This window comes from uncultured Allobosea sp., from assembly GCF_945957345.1.
Taxonomy (GTDB): Bacteria; Pseudomonadota; Alphaproteobacteria; order Rhizobiales; family Beijerinckiaceae; genus Allobosea.
The window spans coordinates 1-16,216 of record NZ_CAMFKW010000075.1; the positions used below are offsets into that span (position 1 = coordinate 1).

The 16,216-nt window shown below is 66.8% G+C and carries 15 protein-coding genes, 2 tRNA genes, 1 pseudogene and 1 riboswitch; of the genes and pseudogenes, 5 read left to right on the forward strand and 13 right to left on the reverse strand.

The features are described from left to right. Positions 1 to 1,414: HAMP domain-containing protein (locus Q0Q36_RS23470; protein WP_293801981.1), on the reverse strand; the 1,414-nt coding region annotated here is incomplete at its 3' end. 162 nt (positions 1,415 to 1,576) lie between these two features. Between Q0Q36_RS23470 and Q0Q36_RS23475 the strand changes: the two genes are divergently transcribed. After that, a complete protein-coding gene (locus tag Q0Q36_RS23475) occupies positions 1,577 to 2,353 on the forward strand; it encodes a DUF1499 domain-containing protein (RefSeq protein WP_293801983.1) in 777 nt (258 codons plus the stop codon). Between the two features lie 9 nt (positions 2,354 to 2,362). Here the strand turns inward: Q0Q36_RS23475 and Q0Q36_RS23480 are convergent, their stop codons facing one another. The 4 genes from Q0Q36_RS23480 to Q0Q36_RS23495 all read right to left on the reverse strand — a co-directional run bounded on the left by Q0Q36_RS23480 (position 2,363) and on the right by Q0Q36_RS23495 (position 4,590). Continuing rightward, positions 2,363 to 3,277 (reverse strand): MBL fold metallo-hydrolase, encoded by a 915-nt coding sequence (locus Q0Q36_RS23480; protein WP_293801985.1) that lies wholly within the window; start codon positions 3,275 to 3,277, stop codon positions 2,363 to 2,365. 16 nt (positions 3,278 to 3,293) lie between these two features. After that, a complete protein-coding gene (locus Q0Q36_RS23485) occupies positions 3,294 to 3,428 on the reverse strand; it encodes a hypothetical protein (protein WP_265057752.1) in 135 nt (44 codons plus the stop codon). A gap of 594 nt (positions 3,429 to 4,022) precedes the next feature. Then, the gene (locus tag Q0Q36_RS23490; protein WP_293801988.1) at positions 4,023 to 4,259 is read right to left on the reverse strand and encodes a hypothetical protein; all 237 of its coding nucleotides are present in this window, start codon (positions 4,257 to 4,259) and stop codon (positions 4,023 to 4,025) included. 254 nt (positions 4,260 to 4,513) lie between these two features. Further along, positions 4,514 to 4,590, reverse strand: a tRNA-Pro gene (locus Q0Q36_RS23495). 147 nt (positions 4,591 to 4,737) lie between these two features. Here Q0Q36_RS23495 and Q0Q36_RS23500 point away from each other — a divergent pair. Beyond that, positions 4,738 to 4,812, forward strand: a tRNA-Gln gene (locus Q0Q36_RS23500). Positions 4,813 to 5,000: 188 nt separating this feature from the next. Next, complete coding sequence (locus Q0Q36_RS23505; protein WP_293801990.1) at positions 5,001 to 5,333, forward strand: hypothetical protein; 333 nt, start codon at positions 5,001 to 5,003, stop codon at positions 5,331 to 5,333. A gap of 208 nt (positions 5,334 to 5,541) precedes the next feature. On the opposite strand, the gene Q0Q36_RS23510 is transcribed toward Q0Q36_RS23505, so the two are convergent. Beyond that, positions 5,542 to 6,513 carry a hydrogen peroxide-inducible genes activator gene (locus Q0Q36_RS23510; RefSeq protein WP_293801992.1) on the reverse strand — a complete coding sequence of 324 codons (972 nt, stop codon included), beginning with the start codon at positions 6,511 to 6,513 and terminating at the stop codon, positions 5,542 to 5,544. A 185-nt stretch (positions 6,514 to 6,698) separates the two neighbouring features. Here Q0Q36_RS23510 and katG point away from each other — a divergent pair, with 185 nt between their 5' ends. After that, positions 6,699 to 8,873, forward strand: a complete 2,175-nt coding sequence (gene katG, locus Q0Q36_RS23515) for a catalase/peroxidase HPI (RefSeq protein ID WP_293801994.1) — start codon at positions 6,699 to 6,701, stop codon at positions 8,871 to 8,873. An 85-nt stretch (positions 8,874 to 8,958) separates the two neighbouring features. Here the strand turns inward: katG and Q0Q36_RS23520 are convergent, their stop codons facing one another. From Q0Q36_RS23520 to Q0Q36_RS23550, 7 genes are all read right to left on the reverse strand, one after another. Continuing rightward, positions 8,959 to 9,630, reverse strand: coding sequence for a 4-hydroxythreonine-4-phosphate dehydrogenase (locus Q0Q36_RS23520; protein WP_293801996.1), 672 nt, complete (start codon positions 9,628 to 9,630; stop codon positions 8,959 to 8,961). A gap of 77 nt (positions 9,631 to 9,707) precedes the next feature. Then, positions 9,708 to 10,475, reverse strand: coding sequence for a 3-oxoacyl-ACP reductase (locus Q0Q36_RS23525; RefSeq protein ID WP_293801998.1), 768 nt, complete (start codon positions 10,473 to 10,475; stop codon positions 9,708 to 9,710). Next, positions 10,472 to 11,464 (reverse strand): ABC transporter substrate-binding protein, encoded by a 993-nt coding sequence (locus Q0Q36_RS23530; RefSeq protein ID WP_293802000.1) that lies wholly within the window; start codon positions 11,462 to 11,464, stop codon positions 10,472 to 10,474. Before Q0Q36_RS23530 ends, Q0Q36_RS23525 begins: the two co-directional genes overlap by 4 nt. Before the next feature lie 6 nt (positions 11,465 to 11,470). Beyond that, complete coding sequence (locus tag Q0Q36_RS23535) at positions 11,471 to 12,220, reverse strand: ABC transporter permease (RefSeq protein ID WP_293802002.1); 750 nt, start codon at positions 12,218 to 12,220, stop codon at positions 11,471 to 11,473. After that, entirely contained in the window at positions 12,217 to 13,008 is a 792-nt protein-coding gene (locus Q0Q36_RS23540; RefSeq protein ID WP_293802004.1) for an ABC transporter ATP-binding protein, read from the reverse strand. The genes Q0Q36_RS23535 and Q0Q36_RS23540 overlap by 4 nt, the downstream gene beginning before the upstream one ends. Continuing rightward, on the reverse strand, positions 12,998 to 14,446 hold the full coding sequence (locus Q0Q36_RS23545) for an acyl-CoA reductase (RefSeq protein ID WP_293802006.1): 1,449 nt from the start codon (positions 14,444 to 14,446) through the stop codon (positions 12,998 to 13,000). The genes Q0Q36_RS23540 and Q0Q36_RS23545 overlap by 11 nt, the downstream gene beginning before the upstream one ends. 5 nt (positions 14,447 to 14,451) lie before the next feature. Then, entirely contained in the window at positions 14,452 to 15,522 is a 1,071-nt protein-coding gene (locus Q0Q36_RS23550; RefSeq protein ID WP_293802008.1) for a hypothetical protein, read from the reverse strand. Positions 15,523 to 15,609: 87 nt separating this feature from the next. Next, positions 15,610 to 15,738: riboswitch (TPP riboswitch) on the reverse strand. Between the two features lie 186 nt (positions 15,739 to 15,924). Between Q0Q36_RS23550 and Q0Q36_RS23555 the strand changes: the two are divergent. Beyond that, positions 15,925 to 16,216 (forward strand): annotated as a pseudogene (locus tag Q0Q36_RS23555) (UDP-glucose 6-dehydrogenase); the annotation flags it as partial.

The window sequence follows — 16,216 nt, forward strand, 5'->3', positions numbered from 1 at the left end:
CCCCGGCGAACTCCGTCGTTGCGCCGTCGACAACCGCGTTGATCTCGTTGATGCCCTCGACGAGCTCCTTGAGCGGGCCTTCCATGCCGCCGACCTGCGCCTTGCCGGAGAAATTGCCCTCGCGGGCATCGGCGACGATGTTGGCAACTTCGCCCAGGAGCTTCTGGACATGGGCGGCCTGCTCGGCATCGGCGAGCATGGCAAGCTCGCGGTCACGCCGGTTCTGCTCCAGCGCGAGCGCATTCTCGCGATAGATCTCGAGGGCGTTGCTGAGCGAGCCGATCTCGTCCGGCGAGGGGGCGGCCGGAATGGCTTGGGCGAAGTTGCCTTGCTGCATCTCGTCCAGCGCGGATTTCAGCGAGACCAGCGGCCGGGCGACCCGGCGCTGTACGCCGCGCCAGCTCAGGACGCAGATCGCGAGCAGGGCGGCCAGCAGCGCGCTGACGATGCCGAGCTTGACCCAGGCGGCGTTGAGCTTCTTGTCCGTCCGCACGACCATGTCGTCGAGCGACTGGGTGACGGCCGAGACGATGGCCGTGAACGGCCCGTTGCACTGCTTGGTCCATTCCTCCGCCGCGATGACGGGGCCTGCGCCCTGGCCGAGCTTGCCGATCAGCTCGTCCATCCTGCGGTTCGAGGCTTCGACCTCGGCCGACATCACGCCGACCTTCCGGACGAGTTCGCTGCCGACGCCGGGCCGCGAGGCCAACTGCTTCAGCGTCTCGCCGGCGGCGTTGGACACGCCACGCAATTCGCCGAGCTTGCGGGTCTGGGCGGCATCCAGCGCCTTCCCCGAACCGAAGACCGGGCGCAGCACCGAGCATTGCGTGCCGTAGTTCGAGCGGACATCCCAGCCCGACGACTTGAAGCTCTGGAGGTCGGCGAGGATAGGATCGGCGAGGCGGGCGGCGTTGGAGGTCTCGTCGGAAGCCTTGACGATCGCGGCCTCGATCGCGCCGATGCCGTTATACCAGGGCATGGTGGCGGCGAGGCTGCGCTGCGCCTTCGGCTTGGCGGCCTCGGCATAGAGGTCAGCCATCTTCGCGTCAGTGAGCTTTTGCTGCTGCACGATGCCGGCGATCAGCTCCTTGCGGCCGGGCAGATCGGTTTCGCCGAGCTGCGTGATCGCCTCGGCGATGCGGTTGCGGTTGCTCTCCTCGATCTGCTTCAAGGCCGAAGCTGGGTCGTCAGCGACCTGGATGCTGGTCTGTGCCTGTCCGCGGGCGGTGCGGATCGCGTTGCCGGCGAGCAGGAGTGCCTTGTCGGCCTGCACCAGCTCGGCGAGCTGCATGTTGCTGCGCACTTCCACGATGGACTGTTCCGCCATGTAGCCGAGGGCGCCGATGCCGGGCACGCACAGGCAGGCCATGGTGGCGACGAGGTAGTTCTGGATCGACGAGGGGAAGAATTTCACGGCGGGACTCGAGCCTGACATGCGGCAATAAGGCGGTGGCGAAGGCCGCGAGGCAGGCCGCAGCCGAACCTCGTCATGCCCTTTTATTGCCGATTTAATTAACATTGCGCTTAATCCATTCCGTGCCTTGCCTTCAGTCGCCACGGAGGGCACGAAAGAACGATGCACCGCCGTCTCGTCTTCGAGGAACCGGTTTCGCGCGCGGCCGTCTGGAGCCGGCGGCTGGCCTGGTTTTCCTGTGCGGTGCTGCTCCTGTCGCTGCTGCTGGTGCGATTGCGGGAGCCGAGCATCGAGGGGCTGGCTCCTGTCGCCGGTGCCTATCTCCTCGTGCTTGCGGCGCTGGGCCTCGCTATCATCGCCTTCATCCGCATCTGGCATTCCGGCCATCGCGGCGTCGGCATGGCCGCCGGTGCGATGGCGCTGTCGCTCGTCCTGCTCGCGCCGGCCGGCTATGTCGGGTTGAGACTCGTGACCAAGCCGGCGCTGGCGGATGTCTCGACCGATATCGATGATCCGCCCGCCTTCAGTCGCTCGCAGGCCGCCTTGACCGCGCGTGCTGGCCGCGTTCCGCCGGATGTTCCTGCCGAGCGTCGGCGCCTGCAACGGCAGGCCTATCCCAAGGCCGTGCCGATCCTGCTCGAATTGCCGGCCGAGGCGGCCTTCGATCTCGCCAGGCGGGCGGCGCTCGGCCTCGGCTGGCAGGTGCTGGAAACGGCTCGGCCGGGCGGGCGCAGTGGCGCCGGGCGGGTCGAGGCCATCGCGCGGGATCGCATCCTGCGCTTTTCCGAGGACATCACGATCCGGGTCAGGCCGCGCGTCGATGGCAGCCGCATCGACATCCGCTCGGCCTCGCGCCTGGGCAGCCACGATCTCGGCGTGAATGCCGCGCGCGTCGCAGCCTTCACCGATGAGATCGACCTCCTGATGGATACCCGCTGACGGGCCGTGTCAGGTCAGTTTGTAGCGGCTGGCAAGCGCCGGAATGGTGTCGCTGGTTCGGACGGCGCCGCGCGCGACGAGGTCTTCGAGCTGCGCCAACACCGAAAGGGCCGCTGCGCCATGCAGGGCAGGCGCCAGACCCTGGTAGATCACCGGCACCATCGCGGCGATGGTCTCGTCGCCGGCGCCGAGCCGGTTCAGGATCGCCGCCTCGCGCAGGCGCCGGTGCTGGACGAGGCCGCGCAGGAAACGCTGCGGCTCGGTGACCGGTCCACCATGGCCCGGCCAGTAGCGGGCATGTTCGAGCCCGCGCAGCTTCTCGATCGAGGCCATATAGGCGGCCATCGAACCGTCGGGCGGGGCCACGACCGAGGTCGACCAGGCCATGACATGGTCGCCGGAGAACAATGTCTCTTCCTCGGCGAGCGTGAAGGCGAGGTGGTTGGCGGTGTGGCCGGGCGTCTCGACGGCGGCGAGGCTCCAGCCCGGGCCCGAGACGACGTCGCCGTCGCGCATCGCGCAGTCCGGCACAAAATCGGTATCGGCGGCGGCATCGAGCACGCGGCCCTCGCCCGGTCCAAGCTGCCGCGACGGCCGGTGTGGCCCGCAGCCGACAACCATCGCGCCGGTTGCGGCCTTGAGCGCGGGCACGGCCGGCGAGTGATCGCGATGGGTATGGGTGACGACGATATGGCTGACCGTCTCTCCGCGGACTGCCGCCAGCAGGCGTTCGATATGGGCGGGATCGTCCGGGCCGGGGTCGATGATCGCGACCGTCCCGCGCCCGACGATATAGGAACAGGTGCCGGTGAAGGTCATCGGCCCGCTATTGCCGGCGATGATCCGGCGCACCTGTGGGGACAGGGGCGCGACGGTGCCGGCTTCCGTCGTCGCGCTGCGGTCGAACTCGATCTCGTCGCTCATTTCTTGCGATGCGGTCTTAGCCGCTCGACTTGCCGCCGCAGCTCTTCGTGTCCGACATGCCGAACAGCGGGCCGAAATTGCCGCATTTGTCGCAGCCGGACAGGAACACGGCCAATCCGAGGATGCCGGCAAGAAGAGTGATGCGCTTCATGGCCCAACCGTTCGATTCGATCGGGCGGCACTCTAGAGGCTAAATCCGGCGATGGGAACGTGCGCTCAAAGGGCCAGACCGGCAAGCCAGCCCAGGATGCAGAGCGCCGAAAGGGCGATCAATGCGAGGGTGGCCTTGGCGTCGGTCGGGCAGTCGCGCAGCATATCCGGTCTCCGTTCGGGAACCGAGGCAATAGTCATGCCGTTTGACGGATGGGTGACAACGGCCCGAGGCGGCGGAGCATGCACAGCCGATGCGGCTCGTGGCCCCCGCGCGACAGGTGAGGTATGCCAGCGGGGCTGGTGACATTTTCTTTACGCTGCGCCTTAGCCACGCATTAACGCATCTCGCTTCATCCTCGCCATCGACGGGACAGAGGTTCCGGCTTGACCGGGGATGGTACGATGCTCACCGCCATGACGATCGTCCTTGGATGTCTAGCCTTCTTTCTCGAGCTGGCTGACCGCGCCCCCGTGCTCGAGTGGCACGATTGAAGGAGGGCTCGCCATCACGCATCGCGTGATGCGCGGGCCATCCTATGATTGCCAAGGGGCGGAAAGACCCGCAGGCCGCGAACGGACCGGTGTGAAGCGATCAGCCGGACAGCGGACGTCGTCGGCGAAACTGGATGACATTGGCGTCGCTCTCGGCGTGCTGGACCTTTGACAAGGCGGTCAGCACGGTCTCGATGCTTTTCCGCAGCCGATCATCTTCCGCGGTTGTGCCGGAAAGGCAGAAAAACGCGCTCAGCAGATGAATGCTGCATTCGTCGAAATTCGAGGCGGAGCGCCCCTGCTTGGCCCTGGACGACATGATGACCCCACGCGACACGGAGATGTTTCAGTTTGGGTCGGCATAGGCATCGCATGTGGGGCAGCAGCAAATTTCCGGCCAGCCGATGCGGCAGCTGACGCGAGCGCGGCGCTTTGCACGCGGCGACGCGCGCGGTTCGGTTGTCCGCCGCAAGGCAGGATTCGAGCGGGAACGGCCCGGCGGCAGGGGGAAACGCCCGGCGCATCCGCCCAAAAAAGAAAATGGCCCCGCAGGGCCATATTTCTAGATATCTGAGATATCTCGGGAAATTTTGGTCGGAGTGGCAGGATTTGAACCTGCGACCCCCTCGTCCCGAACGAGGTGCTCTACCAGGCTGAGCCACACTCCGATCTGCTGGTGGCCGGCTTATAGCCAGCACGCGGGCCCGGTGCAACAGGCACTTTGCAGGTTGTGGAGGAAATCTTCCGGCAAAGGGCAAGCGAGGCGGCTTGGTGGTTGCGCGTCGCGTTGCCGCGTTCTAGAAGGCGCCGCACATTGGGGCGTCGCCAAGCGGTAAGGCAGCGGTTTTTGGTACCGCCATGCGGAGGTTCGAATCCTCCCGCCCCAGCCAATGCCCTCCAGATCGCTGACTCTGTTCGGCCGCATTCGGGCGTTCAGATACCGCATTCCACCGCGAAGCTCGGCGCACGGCCCTGCAATCGCGCGGCAATCGCAGCTTGATGAACGGAAGCCGACAGCCCGGTTCATGAACCGTTGGCTCTTTGGCGCGTTTAATGCTGTCAGTTGAAGGAGAAGACCATGCGAAAGTTTCTCATGCTCTCGGCGCTTGGCGTCGGCGTCGCGCTGGCGGCCCCGGCCAGCGCCTCGGAACAGTTGCCAGCCGCGATGGCCCGGCGCCTGGACAAGCAGGCTGCGGAATACACCTGGTCGGCCGCTGCCGAGCGGCGGCACATGATCATGCGCGAGACGATGCGCCAGCAGCGCTACGGGCGCGGCGGCTACGGCCCGCGCGGCGGCTATTACGGCCCGCGCCGTGGCTATTATGGCCCGCGCGGCGGTTATTATGGTCCGGGTGGCGGCCGCCAGTACATGGGGACGCCCGGCTATGGCGGACCGCCGGTCTACCGGTAAGCAATCGTCACTATCCGTTCGTCCACGAATCAGCGGCCCGGAAACGGGCCGCTTTTTCATATCGCGGGGCGCAGGCCCACGAACGGAGCGCCGCCGCTAGTCCCAGGGCAACTCGCGGAAGGAGAATGAGGGCGGCGCGGCGGCGGAGCAAGGCGGTGATGTTGACCCTATTCCTGCGGCGATCCAGGCAGACTGGCGTGACCCGTTCCTAGTGCTGGTCCACCAGATCGTCGGCACGATCTGAAACATCCCGCGCATCGATCCGGGGAGGCCACGCGCTCTTTCCGTGCCGGCGGAGAGTGTCGTGCTCTTGGCGGACGATCTCGCCGACCTGCATGAAATGTTCCGCAAGCGGGTTCGTCTTGCGCCAGACTAGGCCGATGCTGCGTCGCGGCCGCGGCTCCGCCAATCGGGCGATGCTGACCTCCACCGCCGAGGTCTCCGCGCCGACCGCCATTTCCGGGATCAGCGTCACACCCATGCCGGCGCCGACCATGCGCACCAGCGTCGCCAGCGAGCTGCCCTCCATAGGATCCTGTGCCAGCCCTGGCGCCATGTTGCAGAAGGCCAGGGCCTGGTCGCGGAAGCAGTGGCCCTCTTCCAGCAGGAGCAGGCGCATCTCCCGCAGGCTCTCGATGCCGGGCGGCGGCTTGTCCAGATCGGCCAGCGGCCGGACCAGGACGAATTCCTCGTCGAAGAGCGGATGATCCTGCAAGGACGGCTCCGAGGCCGGCAGCGCCATGACGGCGATATCGAGCCCGCCGGTGATCAGGTCGTCCGTCAGCTTCCCGGTCACCGCTTCGCGCGGGCGCAGATCGACAGCCGGAAAGTGCTCGGTCAGCCGCCGGATCACGGCGGGCAAGAGATAGGGCGCGACCGTCGGGATCATGCCGATACGCAGTCGGCCGCCGAGCGAAGGGCTGGAAGCCCTTGCCAGATCGGCCAGTTCGTCGACGGAGTGCAGGATCTGCTGCGCCCGACCGGCGAAGGCCTCGCCGAGGCTGGTCAGCCGAATCTGCCTGCGGTCGCGCTCGACCAGTTGCGCGCCGATCAGATCCTCCAGATCCTTGATCTGCAGCGAGAGCGCCGGCTGGCTGATGGCGCAGGCATCTGCCGCGCGGCCGAAATGGCGGTGCTGCGCCAGGGCCGCGAAATAGCGGAGATGCTTGATCGATATCATTTGAAAAAACTATCGTGCTGATTTGAAAATTCAAGTTCTCATTATGATAGCTTTTCCCTAGAACCATTCGAATGGAACGGCGCTGCGTCTGCCTCGGGCGGATGCGGGACGCGCCGTCGATGTCGGCATGGGGCGGCAGCGCCCCGCCGGGGAACCCAATTCAGCAGGCTCCGAAGGGGGATATCATGAGTGGCGGTGACGCGAAGACGGCCGGCAAATGCCCGGTCATGCATGGCGCGATGACCCAGGGCGGCGGCTCCGTCACCAGCTGGTGGCCGAACGCGCTGAACCTCGACATCCTCCATCAGCAGGACAGCAAGACCAATCCGCTGGGCAAGGACTTCAACTATCGCGAGGAGCTGAAGAAGCTCGACGTCGCGGCGCTGAAGAACGATCTGCGCGCGCTGATGACTGACAGCCAGGACTGGTGGCCGGCCGACTGGGGCAGCTATGTCGGCACCATGGCCCGCATGACCTGGCATGCCGCCGGCACCTATCGCATTTCGGACGGCCGCGGTGGCGCCGGCACCGGCAACCAGCGCTTCGCCCCGCTCAACTCCTGGCCGGACAATGCCAATACCGACAAGCCGCGCCGCCTGCTCTGGCCGATCAAGAAGAAATACGGCAACCGCGTCAGCTGGGCCGACCTGATCGCGCTCGCCGGCACGATCGCCTATGAGGTCGCCGGCCTGAAGACCTTCGGCTTCGCCTTCGGCCGCGAGGACATCTGGCACCCCGAGAAGGACATCTACTGGGGCGAGGAGAAGGAATGGCTGGCGCCGAGCGACAATCGCTATGGCGACCTCGCCGATGCCAAGACGCTGACGAACCCGCTGGCTGCCGTCCAGATGGGCCTGATCTACGTCAATCCGGAAGGCGTGAACGGCAAGCCGGACCCGCTCAAGACCGCCGCGATGATGCGCGAGACCTTTGCGCGCATGGCGATGAACGACGAGGAAACCGTCGCTCTGACCGCCGGCGGCCACACCATCGGCAAGAGCCATGGCAATGGCGACGCGGCCAATCTCAGCCCGGCGCCGGAGGGCGGCTCGCTCGAGGACCAGGGCCTCGGCTGGATGAACCGCAAGGGCCGCGGCATCGGCCGCGACCAGGTCGTCAGCGGCATCGAAGGCGCCTGGACCACCCATCCGACGCGCTGGGACAACGGCTTCTTCGAGATGCTGCTCGGCCATGACTGGGAGCTGCGCAAGTCGCCGGCGGGTGCCTGGCAGTACGAGCCGGTTTCGATCGCCGACAAGGACAAGCCGGTGGACGTGGAGGACGCTTCGATCCGCCACAACCCGATGATGACCGATGCCGACATGGCCCTGAAGGTCGACCCCGCCTACCGGGCGATCTCGGAGCGCTTCCTGAGCGATTTCGATGCGTTCTCTGATGCCTTCGCCCGCGCTTGGTTCAAGCTGACCCACCGCGATCTCGGCCCGAAATCACGCTATTTCGGCCCGGACGTCCCGTCCGAGGAACTGATCTGGCAGGATCCGGTCCCGGCCGGCCGCGTCGGTTACGACGTTGCCGCCGTGAAGGCGAAGATCGCCGAAAGCGGCCTTTCGACCGCCGATCTCGTCTCGACTGCCTGGGACAGTGCCCGCACCTTCCGCGGTTCGGACAAGCGCGGCGGCAGCAACGGCGCCCGCATCCGCCTGGCTCCGCAGAAGGACTGGGCCGGCAACGAGCCGGCGCGCCTGGCCAAGGTTCTGGCTGTCCTGGAGCCGATCGCGGCTGCGACCGGCGCCAGCATTGCCGACGTCATCGTGCTCGCCGGCAATGTCGGCGTCGAGAAGGCGGCGAAGGCTGCTGGCTTCGACGTGACCGTGCCCTTCGCGCCCGGCCGCGGCGACGCCACTGACGCGCAGACGGATGTGGAGTCCTTCGCGGTTCTGGAGCCGCTCGCCGACGGTTTCCGCAACTGGCAGAAGGAAGCCTATGTCGTCACCGGCGAGGAGATGCTGCTCGACCGGGCACAGCTCCTCGGCCTGACGGCGGCTGAGATGACGGTGCTGCTCGGCGGCATGCGCGTGCTCGGCACCAACCATGGCGGCACGAAGCATGGCGTGTTCACCGACCGGGTCGGTGCTCTGACCAGCGACTTCTTCGTCAACCTCACCGACATGCACTACAGCTGGGTGCCGACGGCGAACGGCCTCTACGAGATCCGCGACCGCAAGACCGGCGCGGTGAAGTGGACCGCGACCCGCGTCGACCTCGTCTTCGGCTCGAACTCGGTGCTGCGCGCCTATGCCGAGGTCTATGCCCAGGACGACAACGCCCGGAAATTCGTCGACGATTTCGTCGCCGCCTGGGCCAAGGTGATGAACGCCGATCGCGCCGATCTGGCGTAACATCGCATCCTGCGAGCATCGCTCTGCTACAAGCCCCGCCGGCCCTGCCGGCGGGGCTTTCTTTTGGAGCGGTGGGCGCGCCTGCTCAGTGGCAGGCGATGATGGCGTCGAGTTGCGCCCGCAAAGCAGAACTGGAAGCCGGAAAGCGACCCTCCAGCGCTGCTGTGCCGATGGTGAAGCCTGCTGCGCCACTGCGGCGGATCGCCTCGATCTGCTCGGGGCGATCGATCGAACCCGCGACGAGAACGGGCTTGTCCGTCGCGATGCGGACCGCCGTGAGCAGCGCTTCCACATCCGTCTGCGAGCGATAGGCGAGGAGGTCGAGCCCGTTCACGCCGTCCCGGTTGGCGATGGCACGGGCGCTGTCGGCGATCTCGGCGATGGAGCCTTCCAGGATGCTCGGGTGCCCCGAAATGCGTCCGGCAAAGGGATAGTAGCGGATGCCCGTGCCGCGCATCAGCGGCAGCACGTCCTCGACATGGGTTCCGCCGAGCAGGTTGTCGACGCCGAGGTCGATCGCCGCTCTCACGGACGCGATCTCGCTGGCGCGGTCGAGCGAGACGACTTCGAGATAGCTCGCCGCGCCGCCGGCCTTGATCAGGCGATGCACCGTCCTGAGTTCGCCGAAGGGCAGGCCGATATCCTTGAAGCCGATATGGCGGATGCCAGCCTGCAAGGCGGTCGCGACATGATCGATCGCCTCCGGCACCGTGCGGTCATGGCGCGTGAGCATGAAGATGAAGTCGAGCCCGGCCATGGCCTTCTCCACGGGTCTGCGCATTCAGGCATGACACAAGTTCAGGGCGGAGAGGAGCCCAGCTCTTGGTCGCCTGCTCAGGCCATCACCAGTCCACCATCGACATGCAAGATCTGGCCCGTGACGAAGCGGCTCCAGTCGCTGGCGAGGAAGAGCACCGGGCCGGCAATATCCTCCGGCGTCGCGATCCGGCGCAAAGGCGTCTGCGCAATCAGCATCTCGCGGACTTCCTCCGGCGTGTCCGCGCTCGCCTGCGTCGGATAGACCAGCCCCGGAGCGACGCAGTTCACGCGGATGCCGAGCGGGCCGAGCTCTGCCGCGAGATTGCGGCTGAAGCCGACAAGCGCGGCCTTGGCGGTGGTGTAGTCGTGATAGGGGATGCTCGGCCGCGTCACCAGATCGCTGGCGAGATTGACGATCGCCCCGCCGCTGCGGCGCTGGAGCAGCGGCAGCATGGCGCGGCTGACCGTATAGGCCGCCTTCACCGCGCCCTCGAACTGCTGCTCGTAGGCCTCCCAGGGCGTCTCCCAGAAGCGGGAGCGGTTGTCGGGGTCGAAGCGATAAGGCGCGAAGGCGTTGTTGACGACGACATCGAGCCGGCCGACTTCCTCGGCGATGCGCGTCGCCATGGCGGCGACCGCCTCGGCTGAGGTGACATCCGCCGCGATCGCCAGCGCGTCGCCACCAAGTGCGCGGCATTCGGCGACGACCGCCTCGGCCGCCGCTTCGTTCGTCCGGTAGTTGACGATGACGATCCCGCCCTCGGCCGCGAAAGCTTTCGCGATTGCAGCGCCGATGCCACGGCTTGCGCCGGTGACGAGGATAGCCCGGTCGCGGAAGGTCACGGCGCGCCGTCCTTGTTGGGGATCAGGTCGCTTTTCACCACGGTCTTCATATCGATCTGGCTGCTGACCAGGCCAAGGCTGCGGAAGGTGTCGGCGCCCTGCTGGAGGGCGTCGAGATCGAAGCGGCCGAGGCCTTCGCGCTCCGTTGTAGCCGAGACGCTGGACGCGTTGCGCAGCTTGATGATCTCGAGATTGACCGCCTCGTCGCGGCCGTTGATGGCGCGGGTAACGGCGATGCGCGCGGCTTCCTCCGGCTTGGCGATCATCCAGGCGGCGGAATCGCGATAGGCGGCGAGGAAGCGCTTCAGCAGCGGCTTGTTCTGCTCGTAATAGCTTTCCTTCACGACGAAGATGTCGCTCGGCAGGTTGAGCTGGTCGCGGACCTCGATGACGTTGGCCTCGCCCAGCCCCTTGGCGCGGGCGACGAGCAGGCCGGTATCGGTCGCGGCGGTGGCATCGACCTGCCCCTGCATCAGCGGCGCGAAATTGAGCAACCCGGTCGGTTGGATCGTGACGTCCTTCTCGCCAAGGCCGACCTGATGCAGCAGCACGAGCAGGTTCTGATAGGTGCCGCTGGCGAGGCTGTAGACGCCGATGCGCTTGCCCTTGAGGTCGGCAGCCGAGCGGATGCCGCTGCTCTTCAGCGCGACGACGTTGAAGACATTCTGCGGATAGATGTTGTAGATCGCGACGAGCTTCTCGCCCTTGTCGAGCGCGAGATAGAGCGCGGCCGGATCGGTGAAGGCGACATCGGCCTGCCCGGCGATCAGGGTTTGCAGTGCCGCGCCGCCACCATTGCCGGGCACATAGTCGAGCGCGATACCCTTGGCCTTGAAGAAGCCCTTGTCCGGCTCGGCGAGCAGGTTGGTGATCTCGCTGATCGGCTGGCTCCAGCCGGCGACGGTGACCTTGTCCGGTGTCTGCGCCGTCGCCGGCGCGGCGACGAGACAGGAAAGGGCGAGCATGAGGAACGCAGGCAAAGCGCGCATGGGTATTTAGCCTTTCGAGAAGCGATGCAGGATGCGGCGCTCGATCAGGCGCACGGCCTCGTAGAGCAGCATTCCAAGGGCGGTGATGACGATGAACAGTGCAAAGATCAGGCTCGAATCCATCACGCTCTGCGCGGCGATGATCGAGGCGCCGAGCCCGATCCGCCCGCCGATGAACTCGCCGACGACGGCACCGACGAGCGCGAGCACGACCGCGACGCGCAGTCCCGCCATGATGACCGGCAGCGCAGACGGCAGCTTGAGGCGCAGCAGGGTCTTGAGGCGGCCGGCACCGAGCATGCGGAAGAGCTCGCGCCGGGAGGCATCGACCTCGCTGATCCCGGTCAGCGTGTTCTCCATCAGCGGGAAGAAGCAGATCAGCGCGGTGATGACGACGGTCGGCGTCATGCCGAAGCCGAACCAGATGATGAAGAGCGGCCCGAGCGCGAGCTTCGGCACGAGCTGGCTCGCCAACACATAGGGCCGCAGCAGGCGGCTCACCGCCGGGAATTCCGCGAGCAGGACGCCGGTGCCGAGCCCGACGACGGCGCCGATGCCGAGGCCGAGCGCCATTTCCGTGGCGGTCATCGTCAGATGCGGCCAGAGCCGGCCCGTCGCGATCTCGCCCCACAGCGTCGCGAGCACGCTGGACGGCGCGGGCAGGACAAGCGGCGACAAGCCACCGAGTCGGCACCAGGCTTCCCAGCCGGCGAGCAGCGCGACGAGCAGAAGGAGAGAGGGCAGGCGCGCGATCATGCCGCCGGCCTCCGGCTGGCCGTGGCTGCGCCATCCATCGCGTCGCGCAGCGCGCGGCAGGCGGCGATGAAGCCGGGCGCATAGCGCATGTCGCGATGGCGCGGGCGGGCGAGTTCGATCCGGCGCACATGCGTCACACGGCCGGCCGCCATCACCGCAACCGTATCGGCGAGATAGACGGCCTCGCCGATATCATGGGTGACGAAAAGCGCTGTGGTGCCGTTGAGCGCGCAGAGCCGCAGCAGGTCGTCCTGCAATTCCTCGCGCGTCAGGGCATCGAGCGCGGCGAAGGGTTCATCGAGCAATAGCAGGTCGGGATTGCCGATGAGCGCGCGGGCGACGGCGACGCGACTCTGCTGGCCGCCGGAAAGCTCGGCCGGGCGACGCATGGCGAAATCGGCGAGGCCAACGCGCTCCAGCAGGTCGAGCGCGGCATCCTTATCGGCGATGGTCGGGCGCCGCTTCAGCGAGACCGGCAGCAGGACATTGTCGAGGGCGCTCAGCCAGTCGAGCAGCGTCGGCGCCTGAAAGACGAAGCCGGCGCGCGGGCTCGGGCCGGCCAGCGCCTCGTCGCCGATGCGGATCGCGCCCTCGCTCGGCATCAGCAGACCGGCGGCGAGCTTGAGCAGCGTGGTCTTGCCGCAACCGCTGCGGCCGAGCAGGCAATGGATCTCGCCGCGCGGGATCGTCCAGTCGATGGCATCGACGACGGTCGGGCCGGCTGCATCGTAGCGGTAGCTGGCCCGTTCGATCGTGACGAAGCCGGATTTGGGCTGTTCAGTCGACATAGGGCGCGAACCCTTCTGCCGCGGCTTCGGCCGATTGCTCGATCTCGGTGAAAGTGACGAGATCGAGCAGGCTGAAGCGCCCGTCATGGTGCCAGCCTGCCTCCGGCGCGGTCATGCGGCCGAGCGGGGCGATGCGGCTGACGCCGACCTCGCCGAGCTTCTCGGAAAGCCGGAATAGTCGCTCGGGGGGTGCGGCTATGCCGGCCGTTTGGAGAAAACTGCGATAGGGCGCGACGAGCGCAGGGGCATCGTCGAGGCTCTCGACTGCGACGATTTTGAGCGTGCGGTTCAGGCCCGTCGGGCTCAGGGCTTCCGGTGCCTCGACATGGACGACGCTCCAGGCATCGGCGGGCTCGCCGAGAAGGTTGGCCGTGCCGTCCATCGCGCGGGTTTCCTGCGCGCCGCGCCATGATGCGATCGACGTGGCCTCTCCCGGAGAGAGCGCGCGGCGTGGGTGGCGGGAGGTGAGGGCGGCGAGTTCCTGCGCCACGTAACGGGAGAATTCCGAAGGACTGACTTTTCCGCCGCGCTCGATAAAGAGCATCTGCGGCGAATAGCAGCCCTGCTGTTCGTAACGGGTGACGTCATGCGCAGCGAGCCGAGCCAGCGCAGGCGCCTTGCGGCTGTCGAGCGCCTCGCGGGCGATTGCACCGAAGCCGATCTTGTGGCCATGCGGCAGGAAGCGCGTGGTGATCGGCAGCTTGGCGCGCAGGGCCGTCAGCGTCTCGTTGCCGCCATAGGCCATGACGGTGTCGGCGGCGTGCAGGAAGATCGGCTCGGCGGTCGCCTCGCCGCCCTTCCACCAGGTGATAGCGAGGCATTCGCCGATTTCGGGATCGATCTCTGCCAGCAAGCTCGCGAACCAGCCGGCCGTCAGCGGCTCGGCTGAGGCAAGCTTGCCGATGCTGCCGGCCTTGACCAGCAATCCGCAGATCAGGCTCCAGAGCGAAAGCGCCGGGACATTGCCGGCCCAGACATGCAGCAGCAGGTCAGGGCCGTGGGCGCGCAGATAGCCGCCTTTCGGAGCCGGCTGGAAACCGTCGAGCATGCCGGGATTGGCGAAATCCTCGGCCAGGAAGCGCAGGAGCTGTGGCTTGCGGAAGATCTTGAGATAGCCGGTTAGGCCGAGGCGCACGGTCTCGCGATCATAACCGGTGACGATCGGGAGGAGATGCTCGGCTTTTTGCCGCAGCGGATGCTGGCGGTCGAGCAGGCGCGCGATGGCGGCATCGACCGCCGAGACAATGCGCGCGGTGTCCATCTGCTTCAGCCGGGAGCGGGCATTGTCGCGCACATGCGCGCAGAGCGCGGCGGCCTGCGCCTCATCGAGCTCTGGCAGTGCGACCGCGGCGCTCTCGCCCCAGGCGCCATGGCTGACCTCGCGCCAGCGCAAGGTCTTGCGATCCAGGCCCGGCAGATGGCCCGCATGCTCGATCACGGCGGTCAGCCTCTCGCTGCGGCGAGGAATTCGGCGACCGCGACCGAGCAGCCCTTGGAGGCCTCGCCATCGACGCGTCCGAGCAGCCTGAACCCGCCCGGCACGATCTCGCCGGCGTCCTCGGTCAGGATCGCCGCGACGCAGTTGAAATGGGCGAGGTCGTGATGGACGATCACACCGCGCTCGCCTCCCGGCAGGTCGACGCCGGTAAGCGGATCGACGACGCGGCTGCGAATCCAGTGCGGTCCGGATTTCACGGACGGGCAGACGGCGTTGCCGTCATCATAGAGCTGCGAGCTGAGCTCGGTCATCCCGTACATGTTGATGCAGGAAGAACGCGGTACGCCGAAGGCGGCGGAAAGGCCGTCATAGAACTCGTCGGGTCCGAGTTCGCGCGACTGGCCCTTGAAGCCGCCGGTATCGAGGATGCGGCTGCCCGGCGGCAGGGTGAAGCGCCGGCCGCTGGCTGCAAGCAAGACGGGCACGAAGGAATAGCTCGCGCCGAGCAGGGCATAGGGCTCGCCGCTCTTTTCCGCCTGCTCCAGCGTCGACAGCAGGCCGTCGAGGTCGAGACCGGCGGCATTGATGAAGGTCTCGGAATCCGGCGTGCCGCACTCGCGCTTGGCGAGCGAGAGATAGGTGGCGAGCGAGGAATTCGGCAATTCCGTCTCGTCCGGGAAGAGGATGCCCATGCGGATGCGCTCACGGCCCCGCATGAAGCGCGCGCGGAAATTGACCAGCATCGAGCGCTTCCAGACGTCGAGCGTCGGGTGATAGCTTCGGCCGCGGATGCCTTGCGTCGTGCCGCTCGTCATGAAGACGCGTTCGGCGGCTTCCGGCGGGCTGCAGCTCAGCGTCAGGTCCTTGAAGGCGGTGATCGGCACGGCCGGAATGTCGCGCCAGCGCCGGACCGAGAGCGGCGTGCGGCCGCGCTGCAGGCAGAAGCGCTTATAGGGCTCGTTGTTGCGGAACTGATAGGTGAAGACCTTGAGCGCCATCGCCTCGAACTCGGCTTCCGACGCGTCGGCAAGCGCGATGAATGCCTTGAGCGCCGCGATGATCTCGGCTTGCGTCACTTAAACCCACTCCGTTCGGACGCTGACGGGCAAGCCGGGGCGTCGATCGCTGGAGGATCACGAGCGCAAGCTGGAATCAGGGCCTCATTGGCCGCATGTCCCGCATCCCTACGCCGGTATGATCCGGATCAGGTTCGGAGGGTCACCGCGTTGCCGAGCTTTGCAGCCCAGCCGGCGGAATCTCAGCCTCCTAGCGAGGCCCCCCTGGGAACGGATGCAGATGACGAGCGGCAGGCCTCGCTGTCAAGCGATAACCGCATGACCTTGCGACGATGGATTCGGTCTGTCGAACGCGAGTTGGCGGAAGAACGCCAATTCCGATTCCGGCCGGATTGCGCTATGCCGCAGCTGCTAACAGCAATCCTCGGCTTGCCGTCATGCGCTAGCTTTAGGGAGGAACCGATGAAGATCGTGATGGTGGGCTCGGGTTATGTCGGGCTTGTCTCGGGCGCCTGCTTTGCGGATTTCGGGCATGATGTTGTTTGCGTCGATAAGGTGGAGAGCAAGGTTTCGGCGCTGAATCGCGGGGAGATCCCGATCTTCGAACCCGGCCTGTCGGATCTGGTGCGCAGTAACGCGGCGGCGGGGCGCCTGTCCTTCACCACCGATCTCGCCGGGCCGGTGGCGCAGGCCGATGCCGTCTTCATCGCGGTCGGCACGCCCTCGCGCCGCGGCGACGGCTTCGCCGACCTGT

Coding starts and splice junctions, on each gene's coding strand:
- Q0Q36_RS23485 (WP_265057752.1), bottom strand. CDS start 3,428: ATGAAGCGCATCACTCTTCTTGCCGGCATCCTCGGATTGGCCGTGTTC.
- Q0Q36_RS23505 (WP_293801990.1), top strand. CDS start 5,001: ATGCGAAAGTTTCTCATGCTCTCGGCGCTTGGCGTCGGCGTCGCGCTG.
- Q0Q36_RS23530 (WP_293802000.1), bottom strand. CDS start 11,464: ATGCGCGCTTTGCCTGCGTTCCTCATGCTCGCCCTTTCCTGTCTCGTC.
- Q0Q36_RS23475 (WP_293801983.1), top strand. CDS start 1,577: ATGCACCGCCGTCTCGTCTTCGAGGAACCGGTTTCGCGCGCGGCCGTC.
- Q0Q36_RS23535 (WP_293802002.1), bottom strand. CDS start 12,220: ATGATCGCGCGCCTGCCCTCTCTCCTTCTGCTCGTCGCGCTGCTCGCC.
- Q0Q36_RS23540 (WP_293802004.1), bottom strand. CDS start 13,008: ATGTCGACTGAACAGCCCAAATCCGGCTTCGTCACGATCGAACGGGCC.
- Q0Q36_RS23520 (WP_293801996.1), bottom strand. CDS start 9,630: ATGGCCGGGCTCGACTTCATCTTCATGCTCACGCGCCATGACCGCACG.
- Q0Q36_RS23510 (WP_293801992.1), bottom strand. CDS start 6,513: ATGATATCGATCAAGCATCTCCGCTATTTCGCGGCCCTGGCGCAGCAC.
- Q0Q36_RS23480 (WP_293801985.1), bottom strand. CDS start 3,277: ATGAGCGACGAGATCGAGTTCGACCGCAGCGCGACGACGGAAGCCGGC.
- katG (WP_293801994.1), top strand. CDS start 6,699: ATGAGTGGCGGTGACGCGAAGACGGCCGGCAAATGCCCGGTCATGCAT.